The sequence below is a fragment of the Salegentibacter sp. genome, assembly GCF_036568425.1.
In the GTDB taxonomy this organism is placed as follows: domain Bacteria; phylum Bacteroidota; class Bacteroidia; order Flavobacteriales; family Flavobacteriaceae; genus Salegentibacter.
In genome coordinates this window covers 49,371-62,765 of the sequence record NZ_DATCSO010000101.1, presented here as the reverse complement: position 1 = coordinate 62,765, position 13,395 = coordinate 49,371, and the positions used below count along the sequence as shown (strand labels likewise).

The following is a 13,395-nucleotide window of genomic DNA, read 5'->3' as shown; positions in this document are numbered from 1 at the left end:
ATTATTCATAATGAAGCAAGGTAGATATGATGCCTATTGAAAAAATATTCCTATTTTCAACAATTATTAATAAAATGCTATCATGAAAATTTTTAAAACCTCTTTAATACTGCTGTTAGGTGCCTTTAGTTTACAAGCTCAAAACTACAACCAGGAGACGCTGGATAAAGCCAAAACAATTCAGGATAAAATTATCACAATTGATACCCATGCCGATATCAACATCAATAATTTTACCGATGAAAGCAACTACAGCATGAACCTGGACACCCAGGTGAACCTTCCAAAAATGGAAGCCGGCGGCCTGGATGTTGCATGGCTTATTGTTTATACCGGCCAGGATGATATGAATGAAGAAGGCTTTAAGGCAGCCTATAATAATGCCATGCAAAAATTTATTGCTATCCATAAACTGGTAAATGAACTCGCTCCTGATAAGGTTGGGCTCGCAACTACATCAGATGAGGTTAGAAAAATACATGCCTCAGGTAAAAAAGTAGCGATGATTGGAGTTGAAAACGGATATCCAATTGGTAAAAATATTGGCAACGTTAAGAAATTCTATGATTTGGGTGCCCGCTATATGTCTCTTTCCCACCAGGGTCACAGCCAGCTTTGCGATTCTAATACAGGGGAAGAAAATGATGTTTGGCTTCACAACGGACTAAGCGATCTGGGAAAAGAGGTTATCGCTGAAATGAATAAATACGGAATGATGATAGACGTTTCTCATCCCTCAAAGGAATCTATTAAACAAATGTTCGAACTTTCCAAAGCACCTCTTATAGCTTCTCATTCCTCGGCCAGGGAATTATGTGACCACAGCAGGAATTTAGATGACGAATTATTATTATTGTTTAAAGAACATGGCGGAGTTGTTCAAACTGTTGCTTTCAGTGGATATGTAAATACCGAAAAACACAAAGCTTTTTCTGAAGCAAGAAACAAAGTATACGAGAAGAAAGCTGAAGAAATGAATTTTTCTATTTTGGAGCGGGACAGCATTAGAAACCTGCCCCAGGAAGACAGAGATATTTATTATGCCGAATTTCAAAAGATCAGAACTGCTGCTGAAGCTGAGGTGGCAAAGCTTAAAGAGGAGATACAACCGGTAGACGTTAGTGATTTTGTGGACCATATAGATTATATGGTAGATCTAATAGGTATAGACCATGTAGGCATTAGCTCCGATTTTGATGGTGGCGGAGGAATTGATGGCTGGCAGGATGCCTCTGAAACCCTTAATGTAACGGCAGAACTTGTTAAAAGAGGCTATACCGAAGAAGAAATCGCTAAGTTATGGGGTGAAAATCTGCTTAGAGTCTTGGATGAGGTACAAGCTGTCGCTGAAGATATTCAGAGTAGTTAAATCACAATTCTTTATTACTTATAGAAAAATGCGAACTCTTTGGTTCGCATTTTTTATTTAACACCACTCCCCCTCACTATCCTTTCCTGCTGAAAACCAGTATAATAGTTAATATCATGTTAATTTAGTACTATTTTATACATAGTACTGTAACAAATTAAAAAATAAAAAGTCTATTAGGTAAACAATAAAACTTAAACAGATGAAAACTTTTAAAACCACCAGAAGAGCATTTTTAAACACAGAGAAAACAAATAGCCGTAGCAACTGGGACAACCAAAGGCGTTATTTAAGTTAATAGTATAACCATTAAAATTTTAAATTATGAAACCTTCAAAAGTCAATCGCAGAGCATTTTTAAACACCGAGAAAACAAACAGCCGTAGCAGCTGGGACAACCAAAGACGTTATTTAAGTTAATAATTCAACCCTTTAAATTTTTAGATTATGAAAACCCTGGAGAACATGATGATGGAAATAGGACAACGCAAGGCAGGGTTCTTAAAACGCCGGAAACATTTCCGTGTAATTAAAAACAATCTATTTACATCAGCCTGGAAGCATCACAAAAGCTTTGTCATAGAACCATAAAAACCAAGCCTTATGAACTTTGCCTTTAATTAGCCGGCACAATTTAATTTGTGACCGGCTTTTTTACTATCCTAAAATAAACCTTAAAGTTGGCATAAATAGTGAACTACTTATTTCAAGTCTTCGTTAATTTGTAGCAGTTAATTTAACCTATGTCATTGTTATTAAAGATTAAAAAATCACCCAAACTTAAGTTGGGGTTAATTATAATAGGGAGTTTATTTGCACTTGGAATCCTGTTTTTGGCAAGTATCTATTTTGGTGCCTGGGGCAAACTTCCCTCCTCTAAAGAATTAAGTGAACTTCAACAAAGCCGTGCCACCCAAGTGCTTTCTTCGGAAGGTGAATTAATTGGGAAATTTTATATACACGACAGGCAACCGGTAAAATATAACGAATTTCCACAGCATCTAATAGATGCCCTTATCGCCACTGAAGATGTTCGTTTTTATAACCATAGTGGTATTGATTCCCGAAGCCTTATGCGGGTGTTTTTCAAATCTATTTTACTCCAGGATGAATCTGCGGGAGGTGGAAGCACCATCACGCTTCAGCTCGCCAAAAATATCTACGGCAGAAAAGATTATGGTTTCCTGGGAATTGTTGTGAATAAGTTCCAGGAGGTTGTGATTGCAAAAAGACTGGAAGAAACTTATAATAAAAAAGAAATTATCAGGCTTTATTTCAATACCGTTCCCTTTAGCGATAATACCTTCGGAATAGAGAGTGCCTCGATGAAGTTCTTCGGAAAACATACTTCAGAATTAAATATTGAAGAATCAGCAGTATTGGTGGGAATGCTTAAAGCTTCACATTATTACAATCCCCGTATCTTCCCTGAGCGCAGTAAAGAAAGGCGAAATGTAGTGCTTTCCCAGATGGAAAAGTATGGTTTTATTTCAGAAGAAAGAGAAAGAGAAGTCCAGGCTGCAGATTTGGTCCTGAATTATAAGAATTACGGCCACGACAAAGGCCTGGCCCCGTATTTTAGAGAACAGGTTCGTAAGGATGTAAGCAAGATCCTGGATACTTTAAAAAATAAAGATGGGAAAAAATATAATATTTACCGCGACGGACTTATTGTTCACACCACCTTAAATTACAGAATGCAGCAGTTGGCCGAGGAGGCTATGCAGGAACATATGGCAGCCCTACAGGAGCAACATGAAAAATCCTATGGTAAAGCTACTCCATGGAAACGGAATCCTAAAATTCTACAGGATGCCATAAAGAGCTCCAAACCATATAAAAACCTTAAGAACAGAGGTTTGTCTGAAGATCAAATTATGGATGAGTTGGATAAAACCCGGCCAATGGAGCTTTTTGAATACAATGGTACTGTTACCAAAACTGCTAGTGTAAAAGACAGTATTGAGCACTACCTGAAGTTTCTAAATTCGGGAATGCTGGCAGTAGAACCGAGCACCGGAGCTGTCCAGGCCTGGGTTGGAGGGATTGACTACCGTTATTTCCAATACGATCACGTTTCACAGAGTAGACGCCAGGTAGGCTCCACTTTTAAGCCGATAGTATATTCAGCTGCCCTGGAAAACGGCATAGAACCCTGCACCTACTTCTCTGCCCGGGAAGTAACTTATAAAGGTGGTTGGACACCCTCTAACTCCGGTAGTGTTGAGGACGATCCCCATATGAATTATAATATGAAGGAGGCCCTTAGCAAATCTATGAATACCATTGCCGTAAAGGTTTTAATGGAGGCCGGGATTGAAAATGTTATCAAGCAGGCCAGGAGAATGGGAATCGAGTCTGATATCCCATCGGTGCCTTCAATTGCCCTTGGCACGGCTTCACTAAGCCTGGCCGAACTTACAACTGCCTTCACGCCTTTCGCAAATGGAGGTAGGTACAGCGAGCCTTTCTATATCACCAAAATTGAAGATGGTAACGGAAATCTCCTGACCGAATTTAAACCAAAAAACGGCACCACTCCTGCTCTTTCAGAAACCAACCGACAGGTTATGGTAGAAATGATGAAAGCTACGGTTAATGAAGGCACTGCATACAGGCTTAGGAGCACGTATGGTTTAAGAAACGACATCGCGGGGAAAACCGGAACAACTCAAGACAATAAAGACGGTTGGTTTGTAGGGATGACCCCAAACCTGGTTACCGTAACCTGGGTAGGTAGCGACGATCATCGTATTGGATTCAGAAATACCTATATAGGCCAGGGCGCGAATTCTGCCCTGCCGGTTTTCGGAAAACTGATGCAAAAAATGAATGCTGAACCTCATTTTAAAGAGATAACCCAGGCGCGCTTCCCGGTTTCAGCTGATGTAATTGCAATGCTGGATTGTGAACCCGAAAAACGTGATGGTTTCTTTAAGCGACTCTTTGGTAAAAAGGATAGGAACGAGGAAGAAAAGAAGCGCACACAGAAACAAGAAGAAAAGAAAGAAAAAAAGGGATTCTTTAAAAGGCTGTTTGGTGGAAAAAAGAACAATTAAAGGTTTTTAAAAACCAAAACCCTTTCAACCCCAATCTTCCTGCTTCTTTCTATAACCCGTCGGAACTATTATATGGATTTCCGCTGATTTTTAAATATTTTTGACCTCAGGTTTTTGGCGCTTCTTTTAATGGGGACCGGCCTACTCTCCCGGAATTTTATGGATGATTTCTAATGGTTCCTGTTTTTAATTTTGAATTCCAAATCTCCCTGCATTCATTTTTCTCATCTGATTTATTTCTCTATAAAATCATTAGAATTCAAGTCTCACTAATTCCAAAGATAAAGTGTACATCGGAAAATTTGGCCTTGTTAAATTAATCTTATAATTAATTCCGAATATCAATAGGTTAAAATAATTTTTTCAACTTGTTATTCAGCTAAAAAGAAGAAATGGAAGTAGATAAATCACAGAAATTAGGAAAGATAGATTACCAGGTAACCAAATGGATGTATAAATACGGGAAACCTTTACTAAGGCTTTCTATCGCTATTGTTTTTATATGGTTTGGGGCACTAAAGATTTTTTTTGACAGCCCTGCCCAGGAACTCATTGCCGCAACGGTATTCTGGTTTGATCCCGAAATATTTATTCCTGCGCTTGGAATATGGGAGGTGCTTATAGGGCTACTAATGCTTTTTCGAAAGACATTAAGGATAGCCGTTATTTTATTGTTTTTACAGATCCCCGGCACATTTCTGCCTTTGATTGTTTTACCCGAAATTTGTTTTGAAGAATTTCCTTTTGTGCTTACCACAGAGGGGCAATACATCATTAAAAATCTCGTGATAATCGCGGCGGCTATAGTTGCCGGTGGCTCAGTCAGGGAAAGAGAATTCGTAGAACAAGACCTAAAATCGGCTGATGCTGAAAACGAATAAACAAAAAGCCGGAAAGATGGTCTTTCCGGCTCAGTATATTTTTTTCAGTATTAAAATTCTTTATTTATGGCCAGTCTTAATTTTCGGGAATAATCTTCCTGCAGCCAATCTCTGTAATTTTGAGTACTCTTACTTATACAGTAAGAATATTGTTTAATTCTGGACGAGATATCATCCTTTAATTCCTTTATAAGCAGCCTGGCATCAAATACATCTTCGCTGTTCTCTACACACATTTTCACGTGTTGTTCCATAGACCATTCCAACACTGCTTTAGATCTAAGCCCTTGTTTGATTACCTTATCATAGGCCGCTTCCACATCAAAATCTACAACTTCGGTTTTAGCAAATTTCTCCCTTATTTCTGGAGGCATTTCATATTTAAATTCTCTCTCAATCTCCTCATCACTAAGCAGGTTTTCAAAATAGAAGTCTGGAGCTCTAAAAATTTGGCGCCAGTCTACCGGGGCACTCCATTCCCCAAAACGGGAAAGATTATTTCCCAGATCTAAAACAGTAAATTCAGATTTTCCTGGTAACACCCGGGACCCTCTTCCTATCATTTGAAAATACAGCGTAAGCGATTTGGTAGCACGATTTAAAATAATAGTTTCCACAGTTGGTTCATCAAAACCTGTAGTTAAAATACTTACCGATGTAACAATAGCACCGGGGGTATGTTTAAACCATCTAAGAATATCTTTACGGTCTTGTTTCCCGGTGGTATTATCCAGGTGGCGAATAGGCAACCCGGCATTCTTAAAAGTCTCGTAGACCTCAATAGAGGTATTAATACCGTTATTGAAAATTAAGGTTTTCTTGCCTCTTGATTTATCGTAATAAGCATTCAGGAGTTTTTCCTGCATGCTGTAATTTGTATAAAGTTCTTCGGAAGATTTTACTGTGTAATCCCCGTTCATTCCTACCTTAAGACTGGTTAAGCCTACATTATAGCTGTAGGTATTTGCTTTGGCAAGAAAGCCTTTCTCAATAAGTGAGGCAATTGAATCCCCAACGATAAGTTCCCGGTAATTATCCTTCATAGGTAACTTGATGTTGGAGCTTAAGGGAGTAGCTGTAACACCAAGAATGAAACATTTTTCAAAAAATTTGAAAAGTTTTCTGAAAGAGTTGTAATGGGCCTCATCGATAATCACCATCCCGATATCCTCCATCTCCAGTTTTTCATCATTAAGACGATTATTTAGTGTTTCCACCATCGCTACAAAACACATATAATCTTCCTGGTCGGGTAGTTCTTTAACTTTGCTGTTAATTATCTTATTACGCACTCCAAAGTCGGTAAGCATTGTTGAGGTTTGCTTACACAATTCAATGCGGTGAGTAAGAATTAACACCTTCTTTTGGGTGCGCTGAATATATTCCCTCACCATTTGGGAAAAAATCACAGTCTTTCCTCCCCCAGTAGGTAACTGATAAAGCAAATTATAATGTTCAGGGTGTTTATCTATTACCTTGAAGATTTTTTCAATATCTTCCTGCTGATAATCATATAGTTGCTTATCTACTTTTTTGTCTTCAATTCCAAATGTTTCAACCTCCATAATATCTTTTAAGAACTCCAATTTTGCAAAAATAGCTGATTTCTTAAGTTTAGGAAAATATTTATGTAGGAAATAAGAATTTGAATTTTCCTTTTTTATATTTTTATAGAAATACCTTGGTTAACCACAAATTGAAAAATTCCTCATTTCCCCCTGGTTTTCTGAAATAACATACACATAAAACCTTTTTTATGATAGGGGAAAATTATATCGAATTATTAAGGGAAAATATACTTTTCCAGGACTTGGAGGAGGAAAAATATCCAGAGTTTTTAGCTGCATTTCAGGAAGAAGTCTGGCCAAAAAATACCTGTAATATTACGAAGACTCCTACATTATATAAATTCTACATTATCGCTCAAGGAAGAGTGAAAATTTACCGTGTAGACCCCGAAAGCGCCAGGGAATTCACTTTATTTCTCCTTAGCAAAAATGATGTATTTGATATTTTATGTCTTCTGGAAAACTGTGAACACCGGGTTTTTTATGAAACCCTGGATGAAGCGACCTTACTCTCTGTTCCCATTAAAACGATGCGGGAATGGATAGTAAAATTTCCGCAGATAAATAAATCACTTTTACCTTATATGGGCAGACAAATTCGCATACTCGAGGAGTACACTTCCAATGTGGTCCTGGCAGATATTTCCAGTAGGTTGGCCAAACTAATATTGACTCACATCAATAAGAAATCCAAAAAGCTTGAACTTATCAATGATCTTTCCCATGACGAACTGGCTAATCTTATTGGTTCCACACGGGCTGTGGTGAACAGGCATCTACAGCAATTTAAAAAAGATGGTATTCTAAAAATTAGCCGAAAAAAAGTTGAAATCAAAAACCTGGAATTACTTTTAAAGCAAGCCGAAAAAAATCACTTTCCGGGATAAGTACAACAAGAGTTAAATAATATACAATATTGATTAAGTGCTACTTACGTAGTATTAATTTTTCTGAGCCTGGGATATCTTTACCTCAATCTAAAAAATATACTGTCATGAAAAAGTTAATTTTCAGCATAGTATTGATGGGGATCGTATTCTCCAGCTATGCGCAAACGGTCATCCCTTTGGATGAAGTAACAATGGAGCTAAGCTCTGAAGCACTCAAATTGAATCCTGATTCACAAAGTTTAATTGTGAAACTGCCCGAAAAATACACCGGGCACTTTAGTGAAAACCCTTTAAGGTTTGTACGTGAAAATTTTGATATTCAAAAGTTTATCGTTGCTAACCGAGATTCAGATTACGACCACTTCGATGTCTACTTTAAAACCAACAAAGGAGATCTAAAAGTTAGGTTTAATAAGAAAGGAGATCTTTTATCCAGTTACCAGGTTTTTAAAAATGTAAAAATGCCTTATGCAACTGCTGTAAGTATTTTAAAACAAAACCCAAATTACTCTATAATAGGGAATAAGCATATCGCTTCCTCCAAAAACAGCTGGACTTTGAATAAAGAGTATTATAAAATTAAACTTAAAAACGGTTCTAAAAACAAAAATATCAAGATTAATCTGGATAGATCAGGAATGGGTAAGATTGCAGGAATGTAGTTTTAGTTTTTCAGTAGAAAACACGGCCTTGGTTAAGGCCGTGTTTTTTTATACATCAAATAGATCAGACGATAAATAGCGATCGCCCCTATCGCAAATTATACTTACCACCAAACCGCTTTCCAACTCTTCACATAAACGAACTGCAGCTGCCGCTGCCCCACCACTACTCATTCCAGCAAATATGCCTTCCTGACGGGCCAGTTTTATAGTTGTTAGTTTTGCCTCTTCTTCACTAACTTCCAGAATACGATCTACTTTTTCTTTTTTAAATATTTTAGGAAGGTATTCTTCTTTCCATTTTCTAATCCCGGGAATCCTGGAGTCATCAGTAGGCTGCACCCCAACAATTTGAATATCTTTATTTTTTTCTTTTAAATAGGTTGAAGTTCCCATAATTGTACCTGTGGTACCCATAGATGAAACAAAATGAGTTATCTTATGGTGAGTATCGTTCCAGATCTCTGGGCCTGTACTGTTATAATGTGCTTTCCAATTATCGTCGTTAGCAAATTGGTTGAACATATAGTGATCACCATCTTTTAACTTGGATTCAGCATAATCGCGGGCTCCCTCAATGCCCCCTTCGGCATCTGTTAAAGTTACGGTCGCTCCATAGGCTCTCATTGTTTGCACGCGTTCTATTGTGGAATTCTCTGGCATTACAAGTTCCAGGTTCAGGTGAAAAATACCAGCTATCATCGCCAGGGCAATTCCTGTATTTCCACTTGTAGGCTCAATTAACCTGGTCTCCTTATTAATTTCACCCCTCTCTAAAGCGTTTTTTATCATATGGTAAGCGGCCCGGTCCTTAACACTACCGCCTGGATTCTGGCCCTCAAGCTTAAAATAAAGTTGAACATTAGGATTTTTATTCAATCTATGGGCTTTTACAAGAGGAGTGTTTCCTATTAGATTTAATATAGAATCATTCATATTATTCCATGCTGTTTTTAATGTTAATCTGCGGATTATGGGTGACGATAGAATTCTCCGGAACCGATTTTGTTAACCATACATTCCCACCAATCATACTATTGGCCCCCACTATCGTCTTTCCACCAAGAATGGTGGCATTGGCGTATATGGTCACATTATCTTCAATCGTAGGATGTCTTTTGGTATCCCTTAAGTTCCTGTCTACATAAAGGGCTCCAAGGGTAACTCCCTGATAGATCTTCACATTGTTTTTTATTACGGCAGTTTCACCTATCACAACTCCAGTGGCGTGGTCTATAAAAAAGGGAACTCCAATTTCTGCCCCGGGGTTAATATCTGTTCCGGTTAGAGTGTGTGCACATTCGGTCATTAATCGTGGTACCAGGGGAAATCCAATTTTATAGAATTCATGGCTTAACCGGTAGATGGCAATGGCAAAAAATCCAGGGTATGATAAATATACCTCTTCAACAGAATTTGCAGCAGGATCATTCTGGGCTATAGCACTGGCATCCTTATTCAATTTGGTTAAGATTTCCGGAAGAAGTCTTAGATAACCACACCAAATTTCATGGCAGGATTTCTCTGGTTGCCAGCATACGAGTTCAGCCAATTCAGAAAAATCTTTTTCCAGTTGTTCAATATTATCCTCCACCCGGATATCGGCATCAAAAAGGGTGTAAAAGAGCTTATTAACAAAAGCTTCCGTTTTTTCTTTAATACTTAACTTTAAGTTGGGAAGACGCTTTTGCTTCTGAATATCGGCTATTACCTTTTTTTCTATCATCTACATAATAATTGATTGTTAGGTACTCATTCAAAAGTAATCAATAGAAAAACAAATTTTCTTGATATTTCCTTAAATACTTCCAGGAGCACAGAAATGATTTCGAAATTGCCGGAATTAATAATAAACTTTGAGTTATAGCTTCTACCTTTGTTAGCCTAACTTAAATTAAAATCGAATTTGAAGGAGTTTTATTATTTCGCAAAAGAACATTTTACAAAAGTAAGTTTTGGTTGGTTACTGACCTTTCTTTCCAGTTTTGGACAAACCTTTCTTATATCGCTTTACGTTCCCGAGATCATTAGAGACTTTAGTCTAACTGAAGGTTCTTTTGGAGCCCTTTATGCCGGATGCACTGTGGGGGCTTCCATAATAATGCTCACCGTGGGACACAACGTAGATCATAAACCGGCGAAAAAAGTCACTGCTTACACGGTCCTGGGCCTGGCTTTATCGGCTATTCTTTTAGGTTTTTCTTTCAATATCTTTTTACTCTTTATCGCATTGATGGGACTAAGACTTATGGGGCAAGGATTACTAAGTCATATTAGTATGACAATAATCTCGAAATATTTCGATAAGAATCGAGGTAAAGCCCTGAGTATCTCCTCTCTTGGTTATTCAATTGGAGAAGCTATCTTTCCGGTGATTATCGCGTTACTGATTTCCTGGTTTGACTGGCGAATAGCTATTATCGCTAGTGGAATAGGCTTATTACTTTATCTTATTAGGTTACGTTTCACCGATTTAAGCGAATTTGACAAACAGCTTTCCACGCAAAAAAGAGCATCAACCTGGACCCTGCTTAAAGATTATAAGACTGTGGTTTTAGAAAAACGATTTGGCATAATGATGCCTGCAAGTTTTATCCTGAGTTTTTCTATTACTGCAATCTTCTTCTATCAATATGTTTTTGTTGAAAATAAAGGTTGGTCGGTGCAGTTGTACGCCAGCTTCTTTACGGTTTATGCAATAACCAGACTGCTGTTTTCTATTTTCGGAGGAATGTGGGTAGATAGATTCACCGCAAAAAAAATGTTCCGCTGGTTTTTAATTCCTATGATAATTGGCCTTGTTCCTTTTGCGTTAATGGAAAGTATAATAGGGGCACTTATTTTTCTCATTCTTGCCGGAATAACGGTAGGTATGTCTGGAACTGTACAAACTTCCCTTATAGCAGAAATGTATGGAACAGAGAGAATGGGAGCTATAAGGAGTGTCTTCACAATGTTTATGGTTATTAGTACCGCCCTGGGCCCTCTTCTGGTAGGGTTCCTAATGGATTTAAATATAGACTTCACCTATATTATGCTGATGATTTTCGGAATAATGGCTATGGTGGCACTTAATAATCAGCGCATTAAATCTATTAACGTATGAGGCTGAAATGGCCTTTTTGCACCGGGAAGTTTTCAATCTTTATCGTGTACCAGTAATCGGTAGACGGTAGCTCACGACCATCAAGTTTTCCTTCCCAACTAAAGTTTTGTCCCTTACCTGATTTTAACAATTTTCCATATTGATCGTAGATACTTATCCTTGATCTACTAAAAAACTCAAGTCCTTTAACTCTAAAAACATCATTATAACCATCGCCATTCGGCGTTATAAACCTCGGAAATACAAGATGAGGGAATTCCTGCGAAATTGTACTACAACCCGATTTATCTCTCATATAAATAGTATAAACCCCTCCTGGAAGATCGAACTCCCTGGAATCCTGAAAACTATCTCCGTCAATGGAATATTCAAATTCGCCATTTTCCAGAGGATTAATAATTAACTTTCTTTCTTCTGAAATTATCTTCTCTATTCCTACTAAATCTACCGTCGTAACCTCAATATTCTTTATGGCCGAACACCCATTGGAATTAATAAGGGCAACCTTGTAATTTCCAGGCGTACTCACACTTATCTTTCTGGTGGTCTCCCCCGTACTCCATTCATAAGCCGAAACATCAAGTCCGGCATCAAGTTCCAGTACTCCCTGTGCACAAATCTGAAGCTCTTCTTCTTCGGCTTCCGGTAATTCATAGATTTCCAATTTTAGCGGAGTTCGTTTGCTGGCGGCGCACTCAAAACCAGTTTTAATTGCTTCAGCGTAATAAACTCCCTCCTCTGGCGGAATGAAACTTCTGGAATTTTCTTGCAAGAGATCTGAACCGGTTTCTGAAGCATACCAATTCACGGTTTCATCATCCTCGATTTCTACGCTAAGCGAGGGGATTTCTTCGTCTCTGCAAATTGATTTATCTCCGAGACTAACCGGGGCTTTGGGCGTTTCAACGATATTTATTAAGAAAGGTTCAGAAACCGTGCTGCACAAATTATTAACCAGATTCACCGGATCTTCAGCAACCTTTACCCTGTAAAATCTGGAGCTACTGAGTTGGGGAGTTGTATATTCATTTGTAATTTCCCCAGGAATATCGTCCCAATCTTCCTTATTGGTGCTCTCCTGCCACTGAAAATAATGATCATCGTAAGCTGAGAAATCCGGAGTTGCAGTTAAATCAAGACTTATAGGTGCATTTTCTTCACAAAGGAATAATTCTGAAGTATCTGACATGGAAGTTGAGACTTCAGTTAGATCTCCACAAGACCTGAAAATAATATCGTCTATGGCCAGGTCATTTCCGCAGCCTCCATCAGAATTATTATACATTCTTAAAATAACCGAAGCCTGTCCCGGTTCACTCTTAAAGGTTAGGGCATATTCTTCCCATTGAGGGACACTCTTAGATTGAATATCACCAGTACTTCCTTCAGCCAGTATTTCTGTATCTGTTTGATCCCAAATTTGAAACTTTACATTTATTGGAATGCCTCCATCCTCACAGATACTGGTGGGACTCAAAATATTGATAAGGAAGGCAGAAAATTCATAACTGGTATTTTCACACAGCCCGGAAACCTTGTATTCATAAAATTGGCCTGCAGTATACTCAGCATTTATGATGAGTGCATTTCCATTGGAGATCGTAGTGTTTGGGAGATAAGAAAACCACCCCCCTATTTCTTTACCAATTTCATTAGAAATAGTATACTCACCATCGTAGGGATCATGACCATCTACAAAATTATAATTTGTGGTTCCGGGTAGCAATGGTCCTCCACCGGTGAAATCTTCGTGAAAGATAGGCTCACCTTTGCTTCCCTTACACGATCCTAATTGGGAAAAAGCCGAATATGTGGTTATAAAAAATGCAAAAAGGAATAGATATTTCATTCGGTGCAAAG

Annotated in this window: 11 protein-coding genes; 7 read left to right on the top strand and 4 right to left on the bottom strand. The window is 38.1% G+C overall.

The window, feature by feature from the left end:
• The first annotated feature begins 82 nt into the window (after positions 1–82).
• The 4 genes from VIM94_RS10145 to VIM94_RS10130 all read left to right on the top strand — a co-directional run bounded on the left by VIM94_RS10145 (position 83) and on the right by VIM94_RS10130 (position 5,309).
• Positions 83–1,369, top strand: coding sequence for a dipeptidase (locus VIM94_RS10145; RefSeq protein WP_332039187.1), 1,287 nt, complete (start codon positions 83–85; stop codon positions 1,367–1,369).
• A gap of 447 nt (positions 1,370–1,816) precedes the next feature.
• Entirely contained in the window at positions 1,817–1,960 is a 144-nt protein-coding gene (locus tag VIM94_RS10140; protein ID WP_332039186.1) for a hypothetical protein, read from the top strand.
• Positions 1,961–2,112: 152 nt separating this feature from the next.
• A complete protein-coding gene (locus VIM94_RS10135) occupies positions 2,113–4,428 on the top strand; it encodes a penicillin-binding protein 1A (RefSeq protein ID WP_332039185.1) in 2,316 nt (771 codons plus the stop codon).
• Between the two features lie 392 nt (positions 4,429–4,820).
• Positions 4,821–5,309 carry a hypothetical protein gene (locus VIM94_RS10130; RefSeq protein WP_332039184.1) on the top strand — a complete coding sequence of 163 codons (489 nt, stop codon included), beginning with the start codon at positions 4,821–4,823 and terminating at the stop codon, positions 5,307–5,309.
• Positions 5,310–5,359: 50 nt separating this feature from the next.
• Here VIM94_RS10130 and VIM94_RS10125 read toward each other — a convergent pair whose 3' ends face one another.
• Positions 5,360–6,874: a DEAD/DEAH box helicase gene (locus VIM94_RS10125; RefSeq protein WP_332039183.1), complete on the bottom strand. Its 1,515-nt coding sequence runs from the start codon at positions 6,872–6,874 to the stop codon at positions 5,360–5,362.
• A 191-nt stretch (positions 6,875–7,065) separates the two neighbouring features.
• On the opposite strand from VIM94_RS10125, the gene VIM94_RS10120 reads away from it, so the two are divergent.
• Together VIM94_RS10120 and VIM94_RS10115 are read left to right on the top strand one after the other, a co-directional pair.
• A complete protein-coding gene (locus tag VIM94_RS10120; protein ID WP_332039182.1) occupies positions 7,066–7,764 on the top strand; it encodes a Crp/Fnr family transcriptional regulator in 699 nt (232 codons plus the stop codon).
• A 107-nt stretch (positions 7,765–7,871) separates the two neighbouring features.
• Positions 7,872–8,429 carry a hypothetical protein gene (locus VIM94_RS10115; RefSeq protein WP_332039181.1) on the top strand — a complete coding sequence of 186 codons (558 nt, stop codon included), beginning with the start codon at positions 7,872–7,874 and terminating at the stop codon, positions 8,427–8,429.
• 48 nt (positions 8,430–8,477) lie between these two features.
• Here the strand turns inward: VIM94_RS10115 and cysM are convergent, their stop codons facing one another.
• Entirely contained in the window at positions 8,478–9,365 is an 888-nt protein-coding gene (gene cysM / locus VIM94_RS10110) for a cysteine synthase CysM (protein WP_332039180.1), read from the bottom strand.
• Between the two features lies 1 nt (position 9,366).
• Positions 9,367–10,155: a serine O-acetyltransferase EpsC gene (epsC, locus tag VIM94_RS10105; protein ID WP_332039179.1), complete on the bottom strand. Its 789-nt coding sequence runs from the start codon at positions 10,153–10,155 to the stop codon at positions 9,367–9,369.
• A 180-nt stretch (positions 10,156–10,335) separates the two neighbouring features.
• Here epsC and VIM94_RS10100 point away from each other — a divergent pair, with 180 nt between their 5' ends.
• The gene (locus VIM94_RS10100) at positions 10,336–11,535 is read left to right on the top strand and encodes an MFS transporter (protein ID WP_332039178.1); all 1,200 of its coding nucleotides are present in this window, start codon (positions 10,336–10,338) and stop codon (positions 11,533–11,535) included.
• Here the strand turns inward: VIM94_RS10100 and VIM94_RS10095 are convergent.
• Entirely contained in the window at positions 11,525–13,384 is a 1,860-nt protein-coding gene (locus VIM94_RS10095) for a T9SS type B sorting domain-containing protein (protein ID WP_332039177.1), read from the bottom strand. The two genes, VIM94_RS10100 and VIM94_RS10095, sit on opposite strands and share 11 nt — an antisense overlap.
• Between the last annotated feature and the right edge of the window lie 11 nt (positions 13,385–13,395).

Bases quoted from the DNA above. Each gene is read 5' to 3' on its own strand.
- VIM94_RS10115 (WP_332039181.1), top strand. From the start codon at position 7,872: ATGAAAAAGTTAATTTTCAGCATAGTATTGATGGGGATCGTATTCTCC.
- cysM (WP_332039180.1), bottom strand. From the start codon at position 9,365: ATGAATGATTCTATATTAAATCTAATAGGAAACACTCCTCTTGTAAAA.
- VIM94_RS10145 (WP_332039187.1), top strand. From the start codon at position 83: ATGAAAATTTTTAAAACCTCTTTAATACTGCTGTTAGGTGCCTTTAGT.
- VIM94_RS10120 (WP_332039182.1), top strand. From the start codon at position 7,066: ATGATAGGGGAAAATTATATCGAATTATTAAGGGAAAATATACTTTTC.
- VIM94_RS10135 (WP_332039185.1), top strand. From the start codon at position 2,113: ATGTCATTGTTATTAAAGATTAAAAAATCACCCAAACTTAAGTTGGGG.
- VIM94_RS10130 (WP_332039184.1), top strand. From the start codon at position 4,821: ATGGAAGTAGATAAATCACAGAAATTAGGAAAGATAGATTACCAGGTA.
- VIM94_RS10140 (WP_332039186.1), top strand. From the start codon at position 1,817: ATGAAAACCCTGGAGAACATGATGATGGAAATAGGACAACGCAAGGCA.
- epsC (WP_332039179.1), bottom strand. From the start codon at position 10,155: ATGATAGAAAAAAAGGTAATAGCCGATATTCAGAAGCAAAAGCGTCTT.
- VIM94_RS10125 (WP_332039183.1), bottom strand. From the start codon at position 6,874: ATGGAGGTTGAAACATTTGGAATTGAAGACAAAAAAGTAGATAAGCAA.
- VIM94_RS10095 (WP_332039177.1), bottom strand. From the start codon at position 13,384: ATGAAATATCTATTCCTTTTTGCATTTTTTATAACCACATATTCGGCT.